Consider the following 23,341-nt stretch of genomic DNA (forward strand, 5'->3'; position numbering starts at 1 on the left):
GAATCAGAGGAGATCTTCATGACTACCGCAAGTGTGTGGACAGATCTGCGGAATGTCGAGTTCAGCCAACGATGGGTGGACGCGGGAGGAGTGCGCACCCGCGTCCTCGAGGCGGGCGAAAAGCATAAGCCCACCGTCATCTTCATTCACGGCACAGGCGGGCACGCCGAGGCCTACACCCGAAACCTCGGTCCCCACGCGGAGCACTTCCACACGTATTCCATCGACATGATCGGGCACGGATTCACCGACAAGCCCGACCAGAGATACGACTTCACGGATTACGCCGAGCACCTACGTGCCTTCATGGACGCCGAGGGAATCGGACGCGCCTCGATCAGCGGTGAATCCATGGGCGCCGGCATCGCAGCCTGGTTCACACTGCTCCACCCGGACCGGGTCGACAAGATCGTGCTGAACACCGGGGCCGCCCTACGCCTCGAGGACGACGTAATCAAGCGTATGGCAACACTGACCATGAACGCCGTGCAGAACGCCTCCGAGGAAAGCGTGCGCAAACGCCTCGAATGGTTGGTCCACGATCCGAGTGACGTCACCGAGGACCTGGTCGCGACCAGGCTCGCCATCTACGAGAACCCGGAGTACGTCACCAGGATGACCAACATCCTCGAGCGTCATACCGACCCGAACGGACAGGACCGCAACTGCCTGGTCGAAAAGGACTGGGCAAAAATCCAGGCTCCGGTGCTGGTGTTGTGGACCGACCACGACCCCACCGCACCGCCCGAGGTCGGGAAGCAGATCGCGGAGTGGATCCCCAACTCCCAGTTCGCCCTGATGACCGATGCGGGTCACTGGCCTCAGTTCGAGGACCCGGACACGTTCAATCGAATTCACATCGATTTTCTCCTCGGAAAGTAGCCCGTCATGTCCCAGCAGGCACAGGCCGACGTAGAAGACGCCGCGACCCAGGGGCTGTTCACGTGCCCGCACAGGTTCCGTGACCAGGTCGTGGTGGTGACTGGAGCAGCAGGAGGCATCGGCAGCGCTATCATCGCTCGCGCGGCGCGGGAAGGGGCACACGTCGTCGCGGCGGATCGGCGTCCCGACGGCGAGCAGTTGGTTCGAGAATTTCTCGGACACAACGCTGCCGGATGGCTCTACGTCGACAAAGATCTCGCTCACGAGGCGGGTGCCCAGCAGTTGATCGACACGGCAGTGGAGCGCTTCGGCCGAGTCGATGTACTGGTGAACAATGCCGGCGGGGGAATAATCAAGCCCTTCCTGCAGCACACGATGGAGACCGCGCGAGAGACCGTCGACCGGAATCTGTGGACGGTCGTGAATTGTTCACGCAGCGTGCTCCCACCGATGCGAGCAGCCGGATATGGGCGAATCGTCAATGTCGGGGCCGACTCCGTGCGCAACGGCCTCTTCGAACATGCCATGTACAACGCCGCCAAGGGTGGGGTCCACGCGCTCACTACCGGACTGGCGCGCGAGTTCGCCCCCGACGGAATCACCGTGAACACCGTGGCACCGACGGGAACGATCACCCCGTATGTTGCCTCACAACCAGCCGACGCGGTGGGCCGGTTCGCGAAAAACCGGGCCCTGATCCCGATGGACCGGTTCGCAACAACCGAAGAAGTGTGTTCCGCCGTGCTTTATCTGGCCAGCAGGGAAGCCTCCTTCGTCACAGGCCAAGTCATCAGCGTCAACGGTGGTTCGACGATGTTGTGAATCCGAATGATGTTGTGAATGCGGAACGTTCTGAATGTTGAAACGAGAGGACTGACGACCATGACTGAAGTACAGGCGAGAGAACACCTCATTCCGTGGCGTATGGGTTATGTCGCGATCGATGTCGACGACCTCGACGAGGCCACCGCAGCCTGGACCACGCTCGGCATGTTGGAGGTGGCCGAGAGTTCCGATGATGCGGTCTACCTCCGGGGCGGTACCGATCACCACTGGATCGTGCTGCACAAGGCCGAACACAAGGCCGGTCTGCGACGCCTCGCGTTCGAGGTTCGGATGCGCGAAGATCTCGACACCTATCGGACGAGACTCGAGAGCGAGGGTGTCGCCGTCACGGAGCACTCTGGGGAATGGACAGGCGACGCCATCCGCTTCACCGATCCGAGCGGCTACGAGGTGGAACTTTTCGATGCCATGGGCAACGTGGGAATTACCCCGACGAAGCCATGGATCAAGCCCTCCGATCTGCTGCATGCCGTAGTCGGCGTCGCAGATTTGGACAAATCGTTCGACTTCTACGGCCGTGTCCTGGGACTGCTCGAGTCCGACCGGGTCACCGACAGGACGATCTTTCTTCGGGCCGGTAATCAGTTCCACCACGCGTTGGTTCTCGGGGCGGGGCGCGCCGAGCCCCCATTTCTCGACCACGTTGCGCTCCACTTCGACGACATCGACGATCTGATGCGGGTTCGACAGAACTTCATCGAACGCGACGCCCACATCGACCGTGACCTTCTGCGTCATCCGACGTCGGGATCGATGGGTTTCTACGGGAAGGGGCTTCCCGGACCCGCCACGGTCGAGTTCTGCATCGACCACGGCAAAATCACCGACCCCATGCACCGGCCGCGATCGATGGCACCGGGACGGTGGACTTCGAATGTCTGGCGACCGCCGGTTGATCTCGATGCTTGACGTTCACACCCACTTCTTCCCACGCGACCTTCCCCCGCCTTCCAGCGGTGCGATTGCCGAGGGGTGGCCGGTCGTCGTCGACAAGGGGCACCAGGTCGAGATCTATCAGCGTGACAAACTGGTGCGCACCCTGAACTCGTCCGCCTGGGACCCGGCGGCACGGCTCGAAGACATGGACCGCGCCGGTGTCGAGGCCCAGGTTGTGATGCCGACGCCCTTCACCTTTCTCTACGATGCAGACCCCGACATCGCATTCCAGTACGCCCAGGCGCAGAACAACGCCCTCGCGGACCTCGTCGCCGAGGGCCGGGGTCGCTTCTACGGTCTGGGGGCTCTACCGCTGCAGGATCCGGCATCGGCCGCGACGGAAGCCCGCCGTGTGCGGACCTCTCTGGGCATGCAGGGAGTCGAGATCGGTACACACGCCCACCGGTACCTCCTCCACGATCCCGAACTCGACCCCGTGTTCCGCACGCTCGGCGACCTCGACGCGGCCGTCTTCGTGCATCCGTGGCAACCGGTCGAACCGCGACGATCGAGCCACAACGGGCTGGCGTTCGGGCTGGGCCGGCCCGTCGAGACAGAACTTGCCGTCGGGTCTCTCGTTTTCGGCGGAGTCCTCGACCGTCACCCCGGCCTGCGGATATGTCTCGCCCATGGTGGCGGCGGTGTTCCGGCGCTGCGGGGCCGCCTCCACAACGGCTGGCAAAGACAACCCACACAGTCGCGTACACCCACCGAGGACCCGAGGTCGGTCCTGAAGCGGTTGTGGGTTGACGGGCTCACCTACGATCCGGATGTCCTGACTTTGGCCGAGGACACCTTCGGACCGGAACACCTGGTAGTTGGTTCCGACTATCCGTTCGCCGCACAGGAACGCCCTATCGGAGCGTCCTTCGCCGCAGCGGCCGCGCACGGCTCTCTCCAGCTGGGCTGCGGATGGCAAGACCGAACCACGAAGAATGCTTTCACCTTCCTCGGTACAGCGAACTTCACCCCCAATGCTGTACCGCCCGCACAGCAACACATCACCTCGAATGGAGTAGGGAAATGACACTGTCTCAGGAACACGAGGACTTCCGGCTTGCAGTTCGTGACATGGCGCAGAAGCACGTCGCGCCCATCGCCAACGAGATCGACAAGACGAACAAGTTTCCCGAACACCTCATCGACATCTTCGGTGAGATGGGACTTGTACAACTCGCTGTGCCCGAGCAGTATGGCGGGCCCGGGGGCGACCTGTTGTCAGGATGCATCGCTCGCGAAGAGGTGGCGTATGCCGGTTCGATGGCCCTTGCCCAACTCTCGGGTCAGAACAGCATCGTTGTCCACGCGATCCTGGGAAGCGCAAGTAGCCAACTTCTCGACGACGTGATGCCCGAATTGGCCAAGGGCAGAACAATCACGTGCATCGCGATTACCGAGCCGGACGTGGGCTCCGACCCCTCGCTGATGACGACCCGCGCCACCAAAGATGGGTCACGTTGGATCATCAACGGCGCCAAGCAATTCATCACCTGGGGGAGCATGGCCAAGTATGCGCTCGTATTCGCGCGGACCAACGGGCGGCCGGGGACGAAGGGAATCAGCGCGTTCCTCGTCGACACCGACCAGCCCGGTTGGATCGTCACCAAGCACAACGACAAGATGGGGCAGCACGGGGTCCCGAACAACGAGATCGTTCTCGAGAATGTCACCGTTGACGATGCGTACATGGTCGGGGAGGAAGGCAATGGGTTCGGTGCCGCCATGCACGGTCTGCATCTCAATCGCCCGACGGTCTCGGCCATCGCCGTCGGCGCCGCACAGTGTGCCCTCGACTACGCCATCGGCTACGCGAAGCAGCGTCGGTCCGGCGGTCAGTTCATCTCCGAATTCCAGGGCCTGCGATGGATGATGGCCGAAGACTACACACAGATCGAAGCCGCACGGCTCCTCGTCTACAAATGCGCGGCCGCCTACGATCGCGGTGCACCTCGGGACGAGGTCACCAAACTCTCGTCCATGGCAAAGCTTTTCGCGGCAGAGACCGTCAACCGCGCCACAGCGAATGCAGTACAGATACTCGGCGGACACGGGTACATGTCCGATCACCCGGTCGAGCGCTACATGCGTGATGCCAAGCTCATCTCGATCTACGAAGGGACCAGCCAGATCCAGCGCAACATTGTCGCCAAGAGGATCCTGCGGTGAACCCCGCACCGCCGGCGCCCTTGACCGGTATCACGGTCGTCGATTTCACGATCATGATCGCGGGCCCATACGGTGCCCGTCTGCTCGCCGACGCCGGGGCGGAGGTGATCAAGGTCGAGTCACCCGATGGGGACCCGATGCGGAAACGGACACCCATTCGGGACGGGCAGAGCAGCTATTTCGGTGCGCTGAACGCCGGAAAGAAAAGCGTGATGCTCGATCTCAAGCAGGCCGGTCCACGGAAGCAGGCACTCGACCTCATCGCCGACGCCGATGTCGTCATCGAAAACTTCCGGCCCGGAGTGATGAAGAGACTCGGACTCGATTATGAAACCTGCGCTGCCGTCAACCCACGCCTGATCTACTGCTCCATCTCCGGATACGGCCAGACGGGCCCCAAGTCGGGCCATCCAGCGTATGCGCCGATCTTGCACGCGGTCTCCGGCTACGACACCGCCAATATGCACTACCAGCGCGGCGCTGATGCCCCTGCTTCCACAGGGACATTCGTAGCCGACGTCATGGCGGGACACGTCGCCTACGGCGCCATCTTGACCGGACTTATCGGTAGAGCAACACACGGCCGCGGTGACCACGTCGATGTAGCGCTGCTCGACACCATGCTGTCCACGCTGGTGTACGAGACCCAGGCGGCACAAGCGGACGGACCGAAACCGGGGAAGACTGTGTATCGCCCGGCACGCGCGGGCGAGGAATTCGTCATCATCGCTGCAATAACCGACCGCAATTTTCAGGCGCTGGCCGAGGCGATGAATCGTCCCGAACTCCTGGCAGATCACCGGTTCTCGACGATGGCGTCGCGCGAACAGCACTGGGAAGAATGGCAGGACATCATCGCGGGCTGGGTCAGGGGTCAGAATGCCGTGGAGGTCGAGAAGTACCTGCTCGCTCGAGGTGTGCCGTGCAGTCGGTTCAGGACAATCGACGAGGCACTCCGCGACGAACACCTTGTTGCACGCGGCTCACTGCGGACAGCTCGCGATGCCGCCGGCAGCTTCCAGTACCTCGGCGCCCCGTTCCAATCGCACAACGTGGCTAAGCCTGATGACGTAGTCGCTGTCGCTGAACTCGGCGCGGACAACGACACGGTGCTCGAGGGAGCGTAGCCAGCAGCCAGCAGCCAGCAGCCAGCAGCCAGCAGCCAGCAGCCGACGCGGAAGCGCCAGTGCCGCTTCATGCTCGACTCACAGGAAGAACCACTGAAAGGAGTGGAAATGAAAGTTCTCGTCGAAGAAAGTAAGTGTTGTGGCTTTGCGGCCTGCCTGACGGCAGCGCCTGAACTGTTCGACATCGACAGTGATCAAATCGCGGTCGTACTGATCGACGGAGAGGTGCCCGCCCATCTGCAGGGTTGCGCGCGCGCCGCGGCGGACGCCTGCCCGACCGATGCCATCATCATCGAGGAGTAGAACTATGGACGCACTTGTCATCGGCGCCTCCGTGGCAGGCGTCGCGATAGCGGACGCGTTGCGGGCCAAGGGGCTGGAGGGAAGAATCACGCTCGTCGACTCCGAGGCCCACTTACCGTACGACAAGCCACCGTTGTCGAAACAGGCATTGAGCGCCGGCTGGGATCCGGCCACATCATTGTTGCGCCCTGAACAGCATTACCGTGACAAGGGCATCGACCTGGTCCTCGGGAAACGGGCCGTGTCGCTGGACGGATCGACGCGGACCGTGGCCTTCCACGACGGTACAGAGTTGACGGCGGATGCGATCGTGGTCGCCACCGGTGTCACAGCACGCCGACTACCCGAAGAATTCATGCTGTCGGGCGTCCACGCCATCCGAACGCTGGGCGACAGCCTCGCAGTCCAGCAGGCCTTGGCCGCCGACACCCAACTCGTCATCGTAGGGGGAGGGTTCATCGGCGCCGAGGCAGCCGCTGTCGCAGCCCAACTCGGAGCCGAGGTGACGATCGTCGAGACACGCGAACTGCCCTTCGCTCACCTGTTCGGCGACTCGGTCGCCCGGGCAATGGCCAGCCAGCATCACGCGCACGGGGTCCGCCTTCGCTGCGGCGTGGGAGTAGACCGCGTCGAAGGCGCAGATCGGGTCGAACGAGTCATATTGACCGACGGCACCGTGCTCGAAGCCGACCTGGTCATTCTCGGGCTCGGCGCGGTGCCCGCGAGCGAGTGGCTCGTCGATTCCGGGGTAACCGTGCAGGACGGTGTCATCTGTGATCAGTTCGGCCGCACCACAGTTGCAGGGGTGTACGCCGCCGGCGACGTCGCCGCGTGGTGGGATCCGCAGACGCAGACGCACCGGCGGATCGAACACTGGACGACAGCGAAAGAGCACGGCGCGGCGGTGGCGCACAACATCCTCTTCCCCGCGGCGGGTAAGACTGCGGCACCGGTGCCGTACTTCTGGTCCGACCAGTACGGTCGGCGCCTGCAGTTTCTCGGGACATCGACGGGATTCGACGCCACGCACATCGTGCACGGAAACCTCGACGAGAACGAATACGTGATGCTGTACGGACGTGAAGGGCGGCTCATCGGCGCTCTCGGCCTCGCCGCCACGCGGCAACTGATGGCATTCCGTCCCTTGATTGCGCAGAGGGCGGACTGGAACGACGTCGTACAGGCGGGTCGCGCCGAGCTGGTCAGTGAAGGATCCAGATGATGAGCGTCGAACGTGATGACGCCCCCCTCGGCGGGCTTGTGGTCCTCGACCTTTCGCGTGCACTCGCCGGACCCCAGGCGGCAATGATGCTCGGCGATATGGGCGCACGTGTCATCAAGATCGAAAGACCGACTGGGGACGACAGCCGCGGATGGGGGCCGCCCTTCGTCGGTGAAGGGGAAAATATCGAATCGACGTACTTCTTCTGCGCGAACAGGAACAAGGAGTCGATCACCCTCGATCTGAAGGACGAACGAGACCGGGACGTCCTCTGTCGCCTCGTAGAACGCGCAGACGTACTGATCGAAAACTTTCGAACGGGGGTTCTCGACCGTCTGGGGTTCTCGACTGTGCAGCTTCATGAACTCAACCCCGCACTGATCATCCTGTCGATCACGGGTTTCGGCCATGATGGACCGGACTCGTCGCGCCCGGGTTACGACCAGATACTGCAGGGCGAAGGTGGTCTGATGAGCGTCACGGGGCCCACGGCGGACGAACCCACGAAGGTCGGTGTGCCCATCGCAGACTTACTGGCCGGCATGAACGGCGCCTACGGTGTCCTCACCGCCCTCTACGAACGCGAACGCACCGGCAGAGGTCGCGTCGTGCGGACCTCATTGCTGGCCGCCGTCGTCGGGGCACACGCGTTTCAAGGAACCCAGTGGACCGTCGGACGCGAAGTTCCGACGACCGCGGGATCACACCACCCCGCCATCGCACCCTACGGACTCTTCCGCACGGCGAGCGCACCGATTCAGGTCGCCTGCGGATCGGAATCGCTGTGGAAGGCGTTCGCAACTGCTGTCGGACTGGATCCCGCCGATCCACGATTCGCACTGAACCAACAACGCGTCGAACTACGGACCGAACTGACCGGCGAGATCGAGGCGCTCTTCGAAAAGCGCCCGGCCGAGCACTGGCTGAAAGTTCTGGCTACAGCAGGGGTACCTTCCGGGATGGTGCGCAGTCTCGACGAGGTGTACAAGTGGGACCAAACGATCTCACAAGGACTCCTCATCGAAGTCGATCATGCAACGCAAGGGATTCTCTCCCTGCCCGGTCCGACCATTCGTTTCGATGACAATACTCATGCCGGGGGACAGCGAACACACCTGGCGCCGCCCACACTCGGTCAGCACAATGCCTCGGTGAAGAGTTGGCTTGAAGAACCTCTGATGAACGGGCGGCGAGCTCGACCCGACAGCGCACTCCGCTCTTCCGATACACTGTGCAATTGGTAGAGCCAATGAGCAGTGTGTGAGGTCAATAGGAGGGCACGTGGGCACGCCGACATTTCAGCCGGCAAAGCCTCGCCGAGCGTTCGAAGAGATCATCAGCCAGATCCGGGGAATGGTCCGCAGCGGCGAGCTACGCACAGGTGACCGACTTCCTGCGGAGCGGGCCCTCGCCGAGCAGTTCGAGGTCAGTCGCAACACAGTACGCGAAGCACTGCGAATGCTCGAGATCTCCGGTTTGATCCAACTCCGGCGTGGCGCTACAGGCGGCGCCTTCATTGCTGCCGCGGACCCTGGACGAGTGGCGGCCAGCATGTCCGACATGATGGAACTGGGCCATTTCTCGCTCAGCGACCTGCGGGACGCGCGTGGATGGATCGAGTCAGTCGTCATCGAGGTGGCATGTGAGCGTGCAGATGACGCCATGCTGGAACGCCTCGAAGCGAACATCTCCCACGCAGAGACCTTGAGCGAGGCGGGAGACTGGGAGAGGAAGGCCCTCGTCCATGTCGAGTTTCACAACCTACTCGCGGAGGCGACAGGCAATCCCGTCATGGTTGCCATGATGAAGTCACTGATGGAGGTCATGCGTGACCTGGTACTTGCGGTCGGTCCGACAGAGGATGACATGGTGCTTCGATCGCGTCGACGTTTCATGAAGTATTTGTGGGCACGAGACTCCACCAAAGCGGTGAAGGAAATGCAGAGTTCTCTCGAGCAACTTCACCAACTCTGGCTCGACGCCGACTACAAGGGATCGCGGGCGGCTCCGTCCTGATCGGATCCGCACGGCCAATCGCAGTGAAGGACGGTCCGAAGGCCGCCCGCTGAGGAAGGATGGCGACCGAGGCACGGCGGCGGTCTCGACGCCGGACCTCGGTAGTGACGAACCCGCCCTACAGGGCCGTCATGTCGAGGGCGATGTCGGTGATCATGTCTTCCTGTCCGCCGACGAGTCCGCGTTTGCCGACTTCGAGGAGGATGGTGCGCACGTCGATGCCGTATTGCTTCGAGGCGGTTTCGGCGTGGCGGAGGAAGCTGGAGTAGACGCCGGCGTAGCCGAGGGTGAGGGTTTCTCGGTCCACGCGCACGGGCCGGTCTTGCAGGGGTCGGACGAGGTCGTCGGCGGCGTCTTGGAGGGCGAACAGGTCGCAGCCGTGCGTCCAGTTTTGGAGGTTGGCGACGGCGATGAATGGTTCGATCGGGCAGTTGCCGGCGCCGGCGCCGTGCCCGGCGAGGGACGCGTCGACGCGGGTGACGCCTTCTTCGACGGCGATCACGCTGTTGGCGACGGACAGTGAGAGGTTTTCGTGGGCGTGGATACCGATCTGGGTGCCGGGGTCGAGAATGTTCCGGTAGGCGCGGACCCTGTCGCGGACACCGTCCATGGTGAGTCGGCCTCCGGAGTCGGTGACGTACACGCAGTGCGCCCCATACGATTCCATCAACTTGGCCTGCTTGGCGAGGTCGTCGGCGGGGGCCATGTGACTCATCATCAAGAATCCGGAGACGTCCATGCCGAGCTCGCGGGCCTTGGCGATGTGCTGGGCGGACACATCTGCCTCGGTGCAGTGCGTGGCGATCCGGATGGAGCGCACCCCGAGTTGGTAGGCGTGTTCGAGTTCGGCGATGGTGCCGATGCCGGGTATCAGCAGCGTGGTCAGGGTGGCGTGGGTCAGATTGTCGGCGGCCGCCTCGATCCATTCCCAGTCGGTGTTCGAGCCGGGCCCGTAGTTGAGGGAGCCTCCGGCGAGACCGTCGCCGTGGGCGACCTCGATCGCGTCGACACCGGCGGCGTCGAGGGCGGCAACAATCGCTCCGACGTCGTCGGGGGTGATGCGGTGCCGGACCGCGTGCATGCCGTCGCGGAGCGTGACGTCCTGAATGTAGAGCTGGGGGGTGGTCACGAGTTTGCCTCCGCGGGAATGGTGTTCTGGATGCGTCGGGCGATGGACTCGGCGGTGCGCAGGGCCGCGGAGGTCATGATGTCGAGGTTGCCGGCGTAGGCGGGCAGGTAGTGGGCGGCGCCCTCGACCTCGAGGAAGATCGACACCTTCGTGGTGACCGGACCGCCGCCGTCGCGCAGCAGGGTATGCACGGGTTCGCCGTCGGGGATGGGGGTGAACTGGACGTCCTGCTTGAGCCGATAGCCGGGGACGTATTCGGCGACCCGGGCGGCCATCTCGGTGACGGACGCGCGGATCGCGTCGTGGTCGGCGTCGCCGATCAGGGCGAAGACGGTGTCGCGCATCAGCAGGGGCGGTTCGGCGGGGTTGAGGATGATCACGGCCTTGCCGCGGGCGGCGCCGCCGACCTGTTCGATGGCGTGGGAGGTGGTTTCGGTGAATTCGTCGATGTTCGCCCTTGTACCGGGGCCGGCGGATTTGGAGGCGATGGACGCGACGATCTCGGCGTAGGCGACGGGGGTGACCGCGGAGATGGCGGCGACCATGGGGATGGTGGCCTGGCCGCCGCAGGTGACCATGTTGACGTTGTCGACGCCGGAGTCGAGGTGCTGCTCGAGGTTGACCGGGGGAACGACGAACGGGCCGATCGCGGCGGGGGTGAGGTCGACGAGCTTCTTCCCGTAGGGGGCGAGGGCGGCGGCGTTGGCCTGGTGGGCTTTGGCGGAGGTGGCGTCGAAGATGATGGCGATGTCGGCGAAGTTGTCGAGGGCGATCAGGCCGTCGACGCCGTCGGCGGTGGTGGGCACGTTCAGTCGGGTGGCGCGGGCGAGTCCGTCGGAAGTCGGGTCGATGCCGACCATTGCGCCCATCTCGAGGGTGTCGGAGTTGCGGATGACCTTGATCATCAGGTCGGTGCCGATGTTGCCGGATCCGATGATCGCGACCTTGATCTTGGGGGTGTCGGTCATGAGTTGTCCTTAGGGAAGGGGATTGGCACGGTCGAGAAGGTGGCGGTCACGGTGCCGAGGCTGGTCAGATCGGCGCGGATGGTGGTACCCGGCGGGGTGGGGACCATGGGGCCGAGGGCCCCGGAGAGGATGACCTGTCCGGCGCGCAGGGGCTGACCGTAGTCGCGGGCGTTGCGGGCGAGCCAGGAGAGCGCTTCGAGGGGGTCACCGAGGCACGCGGCACCGGTGCCCTCGGAGGCAAGTTCACCATTCTTGTAGAGCCGCATCGCGACATCGCGGGGCTCGAATTCGTCCAGCGTGAGCCATTTCTCGCCGAGGACGTAGAGTCCGGAGGAGCCGTTGTCGGCGACGGTGTCGGTGATGGTGATGTCCCAGTCGGCGATGCGGGAGTCGACGATCTCCAACGCTGCAGCGGCGCGGGCGACGGCGGCCCGGACCTGTGTGATGTCGAGGTCGCCGTCGACGAGGTCGGCGCCGAGTTCGAAGGCGATCTCGGCCTCGGCCTTCGGCTGCAGCAACCGGCTACTCGGTACCTCGGGTAGGCCGGTGACGTCCATGTCTGCGAACAGCACACCGAAATCCGGTTGGTTCACCCCGAGTTGTTGTTGCACGGCGGGGGAGGTGAGGCCGATCTTCCGGCCGGTGATGGTGCCGCCGGCGGCTACCCGGTCATCGGCCAACCGCTGCTGGACCGCGTAGGCGGCGTCGATATCGGTGACTCCGAGTAGGTCCCGCACGGGTGCGCACGGTCGGGTGGTTGCGGCCGCAAGGCGGGCGGCTGCGGCCAGGATCGACGAACTTCGTTGAGTGGTGGGCGTGCTAGCTGACATCAATGTCCTCCGATTGCTTTTCGCTCGTGGGGGATGCGGACGGCGCGTGTGGCTTGTACTGTGCCGGGCCGGGTGGTGATACTCAACGAATGAGTCCCGTAGAACGGAACACTTCGCCGCCCGGTGGCGAGCCGACGTCGGTGGTCCGGCGGATGTCGGATCTGTTCGCCGCATTCGGGCCCACCGACACCGCGCTGGGTGTGAACGAACTGACCCGGCGGACCGGGATACCGAAGGCGACGGTGTCGCGGTTGGTGAAGGAGATGGAAGGCGTCGGGTTTCTCGAACGTCGGGGTGTCAAGGTGGTGCTCGGTCTGCGGCTGTTCGAACTCGGCGAACGGGCCTCACGGCGCCGGTCGGTACGCGAGGTGGCGCTGCCGTTCCTCGCCGATCTGCGGGAGGCGACGCGGCAGACCGTGCATCTGGCCATCCTCGACGGCACCGAGGTGGTCTACGTCGAGATCCTGCCGGGACGGGACGCACCGTGGCTGCCGTCCGGCGTGGGTAGCCGTTTACCCGCGCACGCCACGGGGGTGGGCAAAGCCCTGCTCGCCGGATCGCCGCCGCAGATGATCGCCGAGGTGCTCGCGGCCGGCCTGGTCCAGGTGGGTCCACGCACCATCACCACGCCCGGACCCCTGGTGCGGCAGCTGCGCCGCATAGCCTCGAGCGGCATCGCCTACGAGCACGAGGAATCCGCACCGGGCGTGGCCTGCGTGGCGAGCGTCATCCGCATTGACGACGGTCCACCGGTGGCCGCCGTCTCCGCGTCCGGATGGATCGGCAAGGTCGATATCCGGCGTGTAGGTCCCGCCGTCCATACCACCGCCCTGAGCATTACCCGTGCGCTCACCGACGCCAGGGATCGAGAATAGGGCGGCGACGCACTTACCTTGGCCCTCCCGGCTGCGGTTCGAGAGCACGTCCAAACTGCGTCACAGCATGGAACTGCCACCGTTCACGCTGATCACCTGACCCGTCACGTAGGACGCTTCTTCGGACGCGACGAAGGCGACTGTGGCCGCTACTTCTTCGACCGTTCCTGGACGATCCATCGGGATGAGGTTGCGCATCTGGGCACCGAATATCGCCATGTCGTCTTTCACCTCGGCCGGTGCGGAGGCCAACTTGGCGGCGGCCTCCGGCGTCTCGATCCACGCCGGAGCGACCGTGTTGACGGTGATTCCGTAATCCGCGAACTCACGCGCGAGTCCGGTTCCGAATGCATGAACTCCACCCTTCGCGGCGTTGTAAATTGCGTGCCGGTACAGACCGTTGCGTACGGATTCGGCTCCTATGTGCACGATTCGGCCGTAACCGGCGTCCACCATGTGGGGTAGTGCCTCGAGCGTGGTGTACAGGGTCGTCCAGAGGTTGCGGTCGATGGTGGCCCGTAAGGTTTCCTCGGTGTGGTCGAACGTGGGAAGGATGACGCCGCCGCCCGCGCAGTTCACCAGCACGTCTATCGCGCCACGTTCGGTGACTGTCCGCCGGATGAGGTCGGCGGCATCCTCTCGCTGGGAGAGGTCTCCGACCACGGTGGTCACCGACGCCGCGCCCGGCCGAAGGTGTTCGGCCACCGCCTCTATTGCGTCCGCACTGAGGTCTCCGAGGACGAGATCGGCACCCTCATCCGCCAATCGCACGGCGATGGCGCGACCGATGCCGCTGCCTGCACCGGTGACAACCGCGGTCCGGCTTTTGAACCTGTTCATGTGTGGTACTACCTTCCGCTGGAATACGCTGCGCGACGGTGTTCAGTCTTCGTTCGGCGCTATGTACACCCGGCCGTCGGTTACGACGGTTCGGTACTTCTTCAGTGCGAGAACCGCGGGAAAGCACAGGGGTGCTCCGGTGCGGACGTCGAACCGGGCCATGTGGAGTGTGCAGAGCACTTCGTGCCCCTCGAGTTCGCCCTCTTCGCCGAGCGACCACTTCTCGTGACTACAGGAGTCGGATGTGGCATAAAATTCGCCGTCGACGCGATACACGGCGATCCCACCGTCGGCGTCCAAGCGTAGAGTTTCACCGTCAGCCAGATCCTGCTCGTTGCACGCGAAGATCAGTGCTTCGGTTGACGTTTCTGGTGCCATGGTCGGCCCTCTCGTAAAGCGCGATGCGGAATCGCCTATTTGTCGGCGGTGCGAATCGTGGATCGTTCAGATGATGAAGCTGATTTTGCCCTGGGGGTCGAGCATGTCGTGAGCCAGGACGGCTCGTTTTCGACGGATCAGGAACGACGAGTTCCCGGGTATGAGTTCGTAGTCGTACCGGCCGACGTAGGTGTCGAACTTGCCCGATTTTGCGCGGTTGATGATGAAATTAGCAGTGACGGCGATCATTTCGTCCGTCTCTGCAAGGATCCGCACGTTGCCGACGATTCGACTGGTCTGCGAATGGGGAAACTCGGCGTGCGCCTCCGGCTTCTTGAGCCGAATCACCCTCTGCTCGAGCATGGTGCGACCATCGTGGATGAGCGACCACGTGAGACCGGGGTCCGCGTGCGGCCGGTCCGTGGCCGGAACCTCGTACGTGCAGTCGAGGGTGAACAGGTCGAGCCACTCCTCGAGTCGCCATTCGTCGATCAGGCCGGCTTCGTGGAACAGGAATTCCTCGACGGCGTTACGCGTCGTGATGGTTGGTGTCTCTGACACGGAAGTCATTAGGGTGTCCTTCTGGGGTGACTGGCGGATAGGCGCTTATCGAACGAGGTCAGGCATCGACGTCCTGCTTGTCGAAGGGAACGAACGACGTGCCCTCGGTGGGGAGTTGCTGTCCGGTGATTCGCCTGTTCCATTCTCGCCACCACGAACGCATCTGCAGCTCGTCGTTTGCCGCTGGGACGGGCTTGCCCATACCTTTCGACACGTCGGACCAGCCGACTTCGCCGCGTGCACCGAACCCCTTCTGGGCCTGTTCGAGAGCCTCGACATCGTCTGGGGTCGCGAGCCCCGCCGGTCCCCAGAAGGTGAGTGCATTGTTGATGCGGTATTTGACGAACTCCTCGTCGACACCCTTGGGGATGATCTGCCAGCCGGTCACAAGGGTTTCCGATGGGCTCACCGGGTAGAACGTGCGCAGCGTCAATCCGAAGCTGAGATCGATCAGGATGAGGCTGGGGAAGAACACCGAGTTTCGTGCCAGGCCGAACATCGCGGTGGCGTAGTTCTCACCGAAGGTCTGCTCGGCCTGTGCTCGAAGGTTGGCGAGGGTCTGCTTGACACTGTCGGTCGCCAGAGGGAGTCCGTTGGCCGGGTACATCAATGTGGCATGCCCGTTCGGGAATTCGGTGCCCATGCCGGCCGGCGCCACACCGTTGACGGTTTCCTTACCCAGCATCGGGGGTGTGGCACCCAGTTCCATCATCATTTCGAAGTAGGTGTGGTGGACGGATTTGGCGTGATATCCGTCGATGCTGTTCTCGACGAGGAGCTTCCAGTTGGCCTTCAGCGAGTACTTGTGGGTTCCCTCCAGGATTGCGACGCCTTCGGGGGACTGATCGGCTGCCAGATCGATGAAGTAGCGCGCTTCGCCGAGGAACGTCAGCAGATCAGGCGCGTCGGGATCGAAGTTCACGAAGTAGAGCCCGCGGTAGCTGTCCACCTGTGCCGGGGACTGTAGACCCTTGTACACCGCTGCCGGCTCGCTCTTGTAATCCTCGTTACCGGGCACGTTGACCAACTCGCCCGAGTTTCGGTACGCCCAGCCGTGGTAGAAGCAGGTGAAAATTTTGGCGTTACCCGAACTGTGCCGGCAGACGGACGATCCCCTGTGCAGGCAGGTGTTGAGCAGCACCCGAACATCACCATGGCGGTCGCGGTTGAAGATCACCGGCCGGCCGCCGACGTCCCGGGTCTGGAAGTCGTTCTTGCCGGGAATTTCGGACTCGTGTCCGACGTACAGCCACGTCTTGTCGAAGATCTCTTTTCGCTCGCGCTGCAGCACCTCCTCGGAAGTGAAGGCTTCACGGTTGACCCGGAAAAGGTTGTTCTCACGGTCGTCGATGATGAATTGCTCTGCGGTCATGGAGATGATCCGTTCTGATGAGTGCGGGCCGCGCCGGCGGCGTGTATTAGTGGTGGTGGTCGGCGACGCTGGGATCGGTCATTGCGAGGTCCCGGAAGAACCAACTGTCGGGATCGGAGCCGGTAGCCGGAACGACCAGCACAGCCGTGGGACCGATTGCCATCCAGTTCCGTCCGTCGTCGTCCGGTTCGGCGGGCAGAATCTCGACGGTCGTGAAGACCTCGTTGCTCAGGTCGTGGGTCCCGATGATCACGTTGACCTTGCAGCCCTCGGTCTCGATATGAAGGATCTTGTCCGGACCGTCCTTGAAATGCTGAATATGACGCATGAGTGCCTTCCTTTATCGGGCGGATGTCTGCTGGCCGACGAGGTCCGCGAGACTCCCGCCGCGACGATGGTTCTTGCGGAACGCGGCTACTGCTCTGGGGTCGTTGACGCTGACCTGGGCGATCGGGTTGTGGTCGGTGTCGGTGTAGACGGCGCGGAATCGGCCCTCCGCGATCGACCCCTCGCGATGGGCGAGTTCGCCGAGCGAGGGCATTCCAACCATCTGGATCCGGGCGCCGTACTGGTCCGACCACACGTACGGAAGTTGGGCCGCAAGGGGTTCCGCGCCGGTAACGAATGCGGCGACAGCATCGGCTTGTTCACCGGCGCTGGTCCAGTGCTCGATCCGCGCGCTGACCCCGAGCAGTGGGTGTCGGCGCAGGGCGAGGTCACCGATCGCGAAGATGGAGGGGAAGCCTTCGACCTCGAAGCGGTCGCTGCAGTGCACCCCGCCGTCGATGGGAAGCCCGCTGTCCGCGAGCCAGTGCGTGTTCGGTACCGCACCCACGCCGACGACGACGAGGTCGGCAGGTACCTCGGTTCCGCCGGCGAGGGCGACCCCCTCGACCTGCTCGCTGCCGAGGAACCGCTCGACGCGTGCTCCGGTGACGAGCCCGGCGCCGTGAAGTGTGTGGATCGAGGAGATCTCACGCCCGACCTCGTCGCCGAAAACGTGACTCATCGGGATCTCGAGTGCCTCGATCAGAGTGACGTCGAGGCCGCGCCCTCGTGCCGCGGAGGCGAATTCGGCGCCGATGAATCCGGCGCCCACCACGGCCACCCGCGGCCTGCCGGCGAGAGCTTCTCGCAGAGCCGTCGCGTCGTCGAGCGTTCGCAGCGTGTGAACCCCCGGTACGGCAGGTATGGGGAGGGACCGCGCATGAGCGCCGGTAGCGATCACCAACCGTTCGTACGAGAACTCGTCGCCGGTGTGGGTGAACACCACCCGCCGCGCCGGGTCCAGACCGGTCGCGCGCATACCCAACCGGACGTCGAGGGCGAACTCCGCTGCGAGCTCCGGTGTGAGAAGGCGCGGAACATCCGGGACGTGCCCCTCGGCCAGGAGGTCCTTGGACAGAGGGGGCTTGTCGTACGGCCAGTGCTCTTCGCTCTCGAGGAGCACTATGTGCCCGGAGAAACCGCGCTGCCGCAGGGCGATTGCTGTTCGAGTGCCTGCAACCGAGGCGCCGACGATCAGGAAGGACATAGTCGAAACGTAGCGACGTCGCACGGCCGGGTGGTGCGTAGTTCCGACCGCTGGAACTGCACACACCTCGCAAGTCGCTCAGTGTCCGGCCGGAGTTCCGTTCACTGGAACATCCCACCGGCAGTGACCTGCATCTCACCTAGGTTAAACGAGACCAAGACGCCGCTCGTCCAACTCCTCCATCACCAGAGCAAAGAAGTGCTGTTGGCATCCGGCGCGGTAGTCATGTGGCTGTCATTCTTCTACATCGGCGCGGTATACATCACCAACTACGGCACCACCGTTCTGAACTTCAGTCGCTCCGAGATGCTGACCGTGAACCTCATCGGCGTCGGGTTCAACGTCATCGGCTCCGTCGCGGGAGCCCTCCTGGCAGATCGACGAGGGCGCAAGATCACCATCGGAGGAGCCAACGCTCTGGCCGTCGGATGGGCGTTCGCACTGTTTCCCCTGGCGAACTCCGGCAATATCGCTCTGATGGCCGTTGCAGTGGCAGGCACGCTCCTGCTGGTAGGAGTCGCGAGCGGCACCACCACGGCGATCATTCCCGAGACCTTTCACACCCGCTACCGTTCCACCGGCGCCGGTGTGGCGTTCAACATGGGCAGTGTGGTGGGCGGGGCCATCCCCCCGATTGTCGCCGCGCCGTTGGTCGCCGCCTTCGGCAGTCTCGGACTTGCAGTCATGATGGCCGTCCTCGCTGGAGCCAGCGCGCTCTGCGTCGCCTTTCTGGCCGAGACCAAGGGAATTTCTCTGCAAGAGAGTGAAACTGAGCCCGTTACGGTGCGAGCACACGAGGATGTCGGCTAGGCACGATCCGTGATTTGGCGAGATGCCCTAACCCGCCTGCTCTTTTCGTGTGATGCCGAGAAGGACAGCACCTGCAATGTTGGTCGCGACGGCCGCACCGGCGACCCACAGCAATGATGTCGTCGTGCCGATCGCAAATGAACTGTGCAGCCATGCGATCGCGGTCGGTAGTCCGAACCCGAGATAGCCCAGACAGTAGACCCGGCCGGTCATCGTCCCGAGCCGGCCGGGCGGGGCTGATCGCTCGCAGTCACGCAAGCATCCGACCAACGTCAATCCGTATCCGATCCCCAGCACGGATGCCGCGACCACGACCAGCCACACCGACGCGGTTGCGGCAGCTACGGCGGCGGCGAGCGTGCCGACCACGAACAGCGTAAGTCCGATCGCCCGTGTCGGGCCCGATCGTTTCGGTGTGCGCCCGGCGAGACGTTGCGCGATGAAGCCTAGTCCTAAACTCAGCAGGCGCAGCACTCCCGAGAATGCTGAATCGAAGCCGGCCAGCTCAGCCGCCACGATGGGCGGGAGGACCGCGTAAGCGATGCCCAGGGCACCGAAGATCCACGGTGCGGCGGGTATCACGAGGAGATGGAATGCTCTCGGAAGCGGTGTTCGGTTTCGCTCCGATTGGTCTGACCGTGTGCGCGCAGTAGCGGTCGTGGATCGCGCAATCAGTACGGCACCACCAGCGCAGAGCACTCCGTGAAGCACGAAAGGCGTGGTGGTCGGCGCAAGAGCCCACTGGGCGAGTGCGCCCGCAGCACCCGCGCCCACCGCGAATCCGCTGGTCAGGCTCATTGCCGATGCGCGTGGAGCGCGGCCAGATGTGGTCGAAAGCGAATCGAGCGCCAGCCCGCCGACCACCATCCCGATCCCCAGCGCCACACCGGTCGACATACGCCCCGCGAACATCAGCGCAGGGTTGTGTGACCCGGCCGCGACCAGGATAGAGCCCAGTGCACTGAGGGGTACGGCGAGAACGAGAGGATTCCGGGTGCCCCAGCGGGCCGCCAGCCGATGCGCGAGCAGGAGCGAGGGGATCAGGCCGACGACATACGCGAACAGCAGTGTGTTCACGGCGAGTTCGCTGAACCCGCGTTGCGTCCGGTACATGGTCAGCAGTGGAGTGAATTGATTGCCACCCCAGGCGACCACGAACATTGCCGCGCAGATCGAGAACCAGGTCCGGGCACGACGTCCGGTTCGCACCGACAGTGCCGGAACAGTGGGTGATGTTTCGGTCGGCGCAGTCTGCGGTCGAGCCATCGGACACTTCCTCGGTTCACGGACGGAACAACCATTGGCCGACGCCGGATCGTGGACCCCGGAGTCGGCCAACGGTTGTCGCCGGAGATTCAGGCAGAAACCAGGGAACGGTTGATCAGTGGGAGTTCGGGGCGGCGATCGGAGACACCAGCGGCGTCGGCGAGCTCACCGGAGACCGTACCGTCCCGGAAGAATTCCAGAAAGACCGGGTTGAACAGGTCGGGCCTGTCGGTCTGACCCTGGTGGCCACACTCGTCGGGGTAGAAGAACTGGACATTGGGCAAGTAGTCTTCCTGGACGTACCCCCACTCGACCGGTGTGAGGATGTCCTGACGACCGTAGAGGTAGAGCCCGGGCGTGCTCAACCGGTCGAGGCGCCCCTTGGTGACGAGGCGGGCGGCGCGATTCTCGTTCGTCCAGTCCGTGATTCGACGGTACTGCAGGAGCGTGGGCCAGAACTTCGCGTGCGCATCCATCCGGTCCCTCGCGGAGAGGTAACGCATGTCGATCAGGTCTTCACTGATGGCCTCGCCGCGGTGGATGATCGCTTCCATCATGGTGCGCATGCCCTCACGTGTGCCGTCGTACGCCGTGAGACGGAATTCGCCCGCTGGTGGTGTCAAGTGTTCCGGGACCACATCACCGATATCTCCCGCGATCAGAATGAAGCTCTTGACCTTGTCCGGGTGTGCAACCGTGTAGTTGACCGTGTTCATGCAGCCCATGGAGTTTCCTGCGAGGTGGAACTCGTCGAGGCACAGTGCGGTGGCGAACTGGTCGATGAAGTCGACGAACGACTCCATGCCGTCCGGCCAGTATTCTTCCCGGGTGTCGGACAGTCCGAAGCCGGGCATGTCGGGACAGTAGACGCGAAAACCGTTGTCGCCGAGATAGGGGGCCATGAAGCGCCACCCCGCGAGACCTGACGAGCCGGGTAAACCGCCGTGGAGCAGGATCACCGCGGGGCCGGAGGTGCCGGCAGTCATGTAATGCGCGCGGGCGCCGTTCGCCAGGCGTACCCATCGGCTGGCCATTCCGGGAACGTCGACGAGATTTTCATCAGTGAGTGCCATGGTGGTCTTCCTTTGTCGGTGAGAAGTGAGCGGTGACGAGCGCATCGGATGACAGTCCGAGGAATTCGAGTGCATTGTCACGGAGGATTCGCGGCACGGTACCGGGCGGTAAATATGCTGCCATGGAGGACAAGTCCGCAATTCCCTCTTCGGGTTGGTTCGGGATGAACGGGTGGTCGCTGCCGAGAAGGACCCTGTTCGGACCGAAGCGATGTACCAGAGTCGGCAGGTGCGCCGGATCGAACACGAGGGTGTCTGCGTAGAGGCGCGATACGGTCCGATTCAGATCATCCGGGTCGTGTGTGGCGGCAAGCTGGGCTCCGAGGCGAAGTCTTGGATACGCCCACGGGAAGGTTCCGCAGCCGTGAACCGTTGCCACCCGTAGTCCTGGATGGTTGTCCAGAACCCCGCCGAAGACGAGGGCAGTGGCCGCCAACGCAGTGTCGGAGGGCATTCCGAGCCCGAAGTCATAGGTGAACCCGGAGCGCCGCACGGCGCCGCCACCACCGTCGACCGGGTGCACAAGTACCGCGAGACCGAGGCTGTCGACGGCGTCGAAGAAATACCCCAGCGCCGGGTCGTCCAACTCCATTCCGTTGATCCGCGTGCCGATCTCGACGCCGCGAAGCCCCAGAACTTCGGACAGATGACGTAGTTCGGGCAGACAGTGACGGGGTGATGCAACGGGGGCGGTTCCGATACCGACGAGCCTGCCGTCAGCAGGGTCGACCGCACGGGCGATGGACTCGTTCATCCATCGGCAGTAGGCGGCAAACGGTGCTACCGGAGCACCGTATTCCAATGTGACCGGCACGGGAGAAATCGCCTGAACCCCGACGCCCGCGCGATCCATGTCCGCCAGGCGCGCCTCCACATCCCAGAGGGCGCGCCGGACGCTGCGGAAGTCTTCGGATCCGCGGACCAACCGTCCCTCCGTCGGAGAGTCGACCACTAATCGAGGTGCGCGCGGAAAACCTGCGATGACCTCGACGGGAGGGGCGTCACGGGGGAAGTAGTGCGCATGCACATCGACGGTGCCGGGTGGAACCACGAGGTTCTCCTTTCGCACGCATCCGTTTCAGTTCCGTCGGCACGCCCACGTCGTGGGTAAGCCGGTTCTGCGAAACGTTAGGGGCCCTCGCACGGTGGCCGCCGCGGCTGTTCCAGGGGCTGGAACCGGTAGGTGAAACCCGTACCCTGAATACATGCGCGTTGTGACCGCCGTTACAGTTGGTTTCCCGCTGGGTCGGCGGAGCGGAGAGTGCGGAGGCCCGGATGATGCACATGGCAGATGACAAAAACGAGGTCGGTGGCGCGCAGAGTGCGCCTCCCTCCATTCTGGCGAAGGCGTTCTTGGTCATCGGGGCGTTCAACGAGCGAGATCGGGTGCTGACCCTGACACAGATCAGCCGTAAGACCGGCTTACCCAAGTCGACGGTACACAGGTTGCTGCAGCGGTTGGGCGAGCTGGATGTGATCGAGGAACACGGTGCGGGTTACCGACTCGGTATCCGTCTGTTGCAGCTGGTTTCGTCCATGCCGGTGGACGGAATGCGCGAGGTCGCGTTGCCGCACCTGGCCCAGTTGCAGGCGTGGTCGAAGGAATCGGTGCACTTCGGCGTCCTCAGGGGCAACGAGGTCGTCGTGCTGCAGGCGCTCTTCGCCGTGGATCACGCCCGGCCAATAGGTGAGGTGGGTACGCGGATCCCCGCGCACCTGTCCGCGATGGGTCGGGCAATGATGGCCTATATCCCCGAGGACGAGCTCACCGAACTGCTTGCGGGCACTCTCGTCGGTCTGACGCCCAAGTCCGTGACGGATCCGATGCAGATTCAGGACGAATTGAAGCGCATACGGGTGGCGGGAGCAGCTGTCCAGAAGGATGGTGTGGTTCTCGGCCTGGGCAACATTGCGGCGCCCGTCCTGATCAAGGGCCGGCCGATGGGGGCGATCGCCGTTCAGTTCGACTCGTCGAAGCAGGTCTCCGAGTCGGTGATCAACGCGGTCAAACTGACCGCCCACCGCATCAGCCGCGACACCACCCAGATGCTCTCCCAGGGCCGAGCAGACCTCTTTCCGTTCGACGACTGACGCCGCGTTCCGGGCACTGGAACTTGCCGTGCGTGCGTCACCGGCACGTCACACGATGAGGGAGCGATCCGCCCGGCGCGTGTGACGGCGCCCGAGGCGCCACCCCAGAAAGGACG

25 protein-coding genes are annotated in these 23,341 nt (G+C 63.8%); 13 read left to right on the top strand and 12 right to left on the bottom strand.

The annotated features are described in order from the left end of the window. Positions 1-18 precede the first annotated feature (18 nt). The 10 genes from HYG77_RS18345 to HYG77_RS40690 all read left to right on the top strand — a co-directional run bounded on the left by HYG77_RS18345 (position 19) and on the right by HYG77_RS40690 (position 9,498). Positions 19-882 (top strand): alpha/beta hydrolase, encoded by an 864-nt coding sequence (locus HYG77_RS18345; RefSeq protein WP_208960155.1) that lies wholly within the window; start codon positions 19-21, stop codon positions 880-882. Positions 883-888: 6 nt separating this feature from the next. Next, entirely contained in the window at positions 889-1,704 is an 816-nt protein-coding gene (locus HYG77_RS18350) for an SDR family oxidoreductase (protein WP_208960156.1), read from the top strand. 60 nt (positions 1,705-1,764) lie between these two features. Continuing rightward, positions 1,765-2,637: a VOC family protein gene (locus HYG77_RS18355; RefSeq protein ID WP_208960157.1), complete on the top strand. Its 873-nt coding sequence runs from the start codon at positions 1,765-1,767 to the stop codon at positions 2,635-2,637. Next, on the top strand, positions 2,603-3,691 hold the full coding sequence (locus HYG77_RS18360; RefSeq protein WP_208960158.1) for an amidohydrolase family protein: 1,089 nt from the start codon (positions 2,603-2,605) through the stop codon (positions 3,689-3,691). Before HYG77_RS18355 ends, HYG77_RS18360 begins: the two co-directional genes overlap by 35 nt. Continuing rightward, positions 3,688-4,830 carry an acyl-CoA dehydrogenase family protein gene (locus tag HYG77_RS18365; RefSeq protein ID WP_208960159.1) on the top strand — a complete coding sequence of 381 codons (1,143 nt, stop codon included), beginning with the start codon at positions 3,688-3,690 and terminating at the stop codon, positions 4,828-4,830. The genes HYG77_RS18360 and HYG77_RS18365 overlap by 4 nt, the downstream gene beginning before the upstream one ends. After that, positions 4,827-5,957: a CoA transferase gene (locus HYG77_RS18370; protein ID WP_208960160.1), complete on the top strand. Its 1,131-nt coding sequence runs from the start codon at positions 4,827-4,829 to the stop codon at positions 5,955-5,957. Before HYG77_RS18365 ends, HYG77_RS18370 begins: the two co-directional genes overlap by 4 nt. A 108-nt stretch (positions 5,958-6,065) precedes the next feature. Further along, positions 6,066-6,260 (top strand): ferredoxin, encoded by a 195-nt coding sequence (locus tag HYG77_RS18375; protein WP_208960161.1) that lies wholly within the window; start codon positions 6,066-6,068, stop codon positions 6,258-6,260. A 4-nt stretch (positions 6,261-6,264) separates the two neighbouring features. Further along, positions 6,265-7,482: an FAD-dependent oxidoreductase gene (locus HYG77_RS18380; RefSeq protein ID WP_208960162.1), complete on the top strand. Its 1,218-nt coding sequence runs from the start codon at positions 6,265-6,267 to the stop codon at positions 7,480-7,482. Continuing rightward, positions 7,482-8,726 (top strand): CoA transferase, encoded by a 1,245-nt coding sequence (locus HYG77_RS18385; protein WP_208960163.1) that lies wholly within the window; start codon positions 7,482-7,484, stop codon positions 8,724-8,726. The genes HYG77_RS18380 and HYG77_RS18385 overlap by 1 nt, the downstream gene beginning before the upstream one ends. A 37-nt stretch (positions 8,727-8,763) precedes the next feature. Further along, positions 8,764-9,498, top strand: coding sequence for a GntR family transcriptional regulator (locus HYG77_RS40690; protein ID WP_208960164.1), 735 nt, complete (start codon positions 8,764-8,766; stop codon positions 9,496-9,498). A 118-nt stretch (positions 9,499-9,616) separates the two neighbouring features. On the opposite strand, the gene dmpG is transcribed toward HYG77_RS40690, so the two are convergent. The 3 genes from dmpG to HYG77_RS18405 are packed head-to-tail and all read right to left on the bottom strand — an operon-like array spanning position 9,617 to position 12,425. After that, positions 9,617-10,627 carry a 4-hydroxy-2-oxovalerate aldolase gene (dmpG, locus tag HYG77_RS18395; RefSeq protein ID WP_208960165.1) on the bottom strand — a complete coding sequence of 337 codons (1,011 nt, stop codon included), beginning with the start codon at positions 10,625-10,627 and terminating at the stop codon, positions 9,617-9,619. Continuing rightward, complete coding sequence (locus tag HYG77_RS18400) at positions 10,624-11,595, bottom strand: acetaldehyde dehydrogenase (acetylating) (RefSeq protein ID WP_109334110.1); 972 nt, start codon at positions 11,593-11,595, stop codon at positions 10,624-10,626. Before HYG77_RS18400 ends, dmpG begins: the two co-directional genes overlap by 4 nt. Then, entirely contained in the window at positions 11,592-12,425 is an 834-nt protein-coding gene (locus HYG77_RS18405) for a fumarylacetoacetate hydrolase family protein (RefSeq protein WP_208960166.1), read from the bottom strand. The genes HYG77_RS18400 and HYG77_RS18405 overlap by 4 nt, the downstream gene beginning before the upstream one ends. Before the next feature lie 89 nt (positions 12,426-12,514). Here HYG77_RS18405 and HYG77_RS18410 point away from each other — a divergent pair, with 89 nt between their 5' ends. Continuing rightward, complete coding sequence (locus tag HYG77_RS18410; protein WP_109334107.1) at positions 12,515-13,300, top strand: IclR family transcriptional regulator; 786 nt, start codon at positions 12,515-12,517, stop codon at positions 13,298-13,300. A gap of 60 nt (positions 13,301-13,360) precedes the next feature. On the opposite strand, the gene HYG77_RS18415 is transcribed toward HYG77_RS18410, so the two are convergent. From HYG77_RS18415 to HYG77_RS18440, 6 genes are all read right to left on the bottom strand, one after another. Beyond that, positions 13,361-14,140: an SDR family oxidoreductase gene (locus HYG77_RS18415; protein ID WP_109334105.1), complete on the bottom strand. Its 780-nt coding sequence runs from the start codon at positions 14,138-14,140 to the stop codon at positions 13,361-13,363. A 42-nt stretch (positions 14,141-14,182) separates the two neighbouring features. After that, a complete protein-coding gene (locus HYG77_RS18420) occupies positions 14,183-14,518 on the bottom strand; it encodes a non-heme iron oxygenase ferredoxin subunit (RefSeq protein WP_109334103.1) in 336 nt (111 codons plus the stop codon). A 66-nt stretch (positions 14,519-14,584) separates the two neighbouring features. Next, complete coding sequence (locus HYG77_RS18425) at positions 14,585-15,088, bottom strand: aromatic-ring-hydroxylating dioxygenase subunit beta (protein ID WP_109334101.1); 504 nt, start codon at positions 15,086-15,088, stop codon at positions 14,585-14,587. A gap of 49 nt (positions 15,089-15,137) precedes the next feature. Beyond that, entirely contained in the window at positions 15,138-16,451 is a 1,314-nt protein-coding gene (locus HYG77_RS18430; RefSeq protein ID WP_109334099.1) for an aromatic ring-hydroxylating dioxygenase subunit alpha, read from the bottom strand. A 46-nt stretch (positions 16,452-16,497) separates the two neighbouring features. Then, on the bottom strand, positions 16,498-16,779 hold the full coding sequence (locus HYG77_RS18435) for a hypothetical protein (RefSeq protein ID WP_109334097.1): 282 nt from the start codon (positions 16,777-16,779) through the stop codon (positions 16,498-16,500). Positions 16,780-16,791: 12 nt separating this feature from the next. Then, on the bottom strand, positions 16,792-17,985 hold the full coding sequence (locus tag HYG77_RS18440; RefSeq protein ID WP_109335422.1) for an FAD-dependent oxidoreductase: 1,194 nt from the start codon (positions 17,983-17,985) through the stop codon (positions 16,792-16,794). A gap of 123 nt (positions 17,986-18,108) precedes the next feature. On the opposite strand from HYG77_RS18440, the gene HYG77_RS18445 reads away from it, so the two are divergent. Beyond that, complete coding sequence (locus tag HYG77_RS18445; protein ID WP_280123269.1) at positions 18,109-18,795, top strand: MFS transporter; 687 nt, start codon at positions 18,109-18,111, stop codon at positions 18,793-18,795. Positions 18,796-18,822: 27 nt separating this feature from the next. Here the strand turns inward: HYG77_RS18445 and HYG77_RS18450 are convergent, their stop codons facing one another. The 3 genes from HYG77_RS18450 to HYG77_RS18460 form a co-directional block, all read right to left on the bottom strand. Further along, on the bottom strand, positions 18,823-20,061 hold the full coding sequence (locus HYG77_RS18450; RefSeq protein ID WP_208960167.1) for an MFS transporter: 1,239 nt from the start codon (positions 20,059-20,061) through the stop codon (positions 18,823-18,825). A gap of 89 nt (positions 20,062-20,150) precedes the next feature. Next, positions 20,151-21,134 (bottom strand): alpha/beta hydrolase, encoded by a 984-nt coding sequence (locus HYG77_RS18455; protein WP_109334091.1) that lies wholly within the window; start codon positions 21,132-21,134, stop codon positions 20,151-20,153. Next, positions 21,121-22,185 carry an amidohydrolase family protein gene (locus HYG77_RS18460; RefSeq protein WP_208960168.1) on the bottom strand — a complete coding sequence of 355 codons (1,065 nt, stop codon included), beginning with the start codon at positions 22,183-22,185 and terminating at the stop codon, positions 21,121-21,123. The genes HYG77_RS18455 and HYG77_RS18460 overlap by 14 nt, the downstream gene beginning before the upstream one ends. A 233-nt stretch (positions 22,186-22,418) precedes the next feature. Between HYG77_RS18460 and HYG77_RS18465 the strand changes: the two genes are divergently transcribed. Continuing rightward, positions 22,419-23,225 (top strand): IclR family transcriptional regulator, encoded by an 807-nt coding sequence (locus HYG77_RS18465; RefSeq protein WP_230989988.1) that lies wholly within the window; start codon positions 22,419-22,421, stop codon positions 23,223-23,225. Positions 23,226-23,341: the final 116 nt, after the last annotated feature.

This window comes from Rhodococcus sp. ZPP (assembly GCF_017656075.1).
GTDB lineage: Bacteria > Actinomycetota > Actinomycetes > Mycobacteriales > Mycobacteriaceae > Rhodococcus_F > Rhodococcus_F oxybenzonivorans.

Excerpts from the sequence above, each read along its gene's own strand:
- HYG77_RS18345 (WP_208960155.1), top strand. The coding sequence starts at position 19 with ATGACTACCGCAAGTGTGTGGACAGATCTGCGGAATGTCGAGTTCAGC.
- HYG77_RS18350 (WP_208960156.1), top strand. The coding sequence starts at position 889 with ATGTCCCAGCAGGCACAGGCCGACGTAGAAGACGCCGCGACCCAGGGG.
- HYG77_RS18355 (WP_208960157.1), top strand. The coding sequence starts at position 1,765 with ATGACTGAAGTACAGGCGAGAGAACACCTCATTCCGTGGCGTATGGGT.
- HYG77_RS18360 (WP_208960158.1), top strand. The coding sequence starts at position 2,603 with ATGTCTGGCGACCGCCGGTTGATCTCGATGCTTGACGTTCACACCCAC.
- HYG77_RS18365 (WP_208960159.1), top strand. The coding sequence starts at position 3,688 with ATGACACTGTCTCAGGAACACGAGGACTTCCGGCTTGCAGTTCGTGAC.
- HYG77_RS18375 (WP_208960161.1), top strand. The coding sequence starts at position 6,066 with ATGAAAGTTCTCGTCGAAGAAAGTAAGTGTTGTGGCTTTGCGGCCTGC.
- HYG77_RS18380 (WP_208960162.1), top strand. The coding sequence starts at position 6,265 with ATGGACGCACTTGTCATCGGCGCCTCCGTGGCAGGCGTCGCGATAGCG.
- HYG77_RS18385 (WP_208960163.1), top strand. The coding sequence starts at position 7,482 with ATGAGCGTCGAACGTGATGACGCCCCCCTCGGCGGGCTTGTGGTCCTC.
- HYG77_RS18400 (WP_109334110.1), bottom strand. The coding sequence starts at position 11,595 with ATGACCGACACCCCCAAGATCAAGGTCGCGATCATCGGATCCGGCAAC.
- HYG77_RS18405 (WP_208960166.1), bottom strand. The coding sequence starts at position 12,425 with ATGTCAGCTAGCACGCCCACCACTCAACGAAGTTCGTCGATCCTGGCC.
- HYG77_RS18410 (WP_109334107.1), top strand. The coding sequence starts at position 12,515 with ATGAGTCCCGTAGAACGGAACACTTCGCCGCCCGGTGGCGAGCCGACG.
- HYG77_RS18415 (WP_109334105.1), bottom strand. The coding sequence starts at position 14,140 with ATGAACAGGTTCAAAAGCCGGACCGCGGTTGTCACCGGTGCAGGCAGC.
- HYG77_RS18420 (WP_109334103.1), bottom strand. The coding sequence starts at position 14,518 with ATGGCACCAGAAACGTCAACCGAAGCACTGATCTTCGCGTGCAACGAG.
- HYG77_RS18425 (WP_109334101.1), bottom strand. The coding sequence starts at position 15,088 with ATGACTTCCGTGTCAGAGACACCAACCATCACGACGCGTAACGCCGTC.
- HYG77_RS18430 (WP_109334099.1), bottom strand. The coding sequence starts at position 16,451 with ATGACCGCAGAGCAATTCATCATCGACGACCGTGAGAACAACCTTTTC.
- HYG77_RS18435 (WP_109334097.1), bottom strand. The coding sequence starts at position 16,779 with ATGCGTCATATTCAGCATTTCAAGGACGGTCCGGACAAGATCCTTCAT.
- HYG77_RS18440 (WP_109335422.1), bottom strand. The coding sequence starts at position 17,985 with ATGTCCTTCCTGATCGTCGGCGCCTCGGTTGCAGGCACTCGAACAGCA.
- HYG77_RS18450 (WP_208960167.1), bottom strand. The coding sequence starts at position 20,061 with ATGGCTCGACCGCAGACTGCGCCGACCGAAACATCACCCACTGTTCCG.
- HYG77_RS18455 (WP_109334091.1), bottom strand. The coding sequence starts at position 21,134 with ATGGCACTCACTGATGAAAATCTCGTCGACGTTCCCGGAATGGCCAGC.
- HYG77_RS18465 (WP_230989988.1), top strand. The coding sequence starts at position 22,419 with ATGGCAGATGACAAAAACGAGGTCGGTGGCGCGCAGAGTGCGCCTCCC.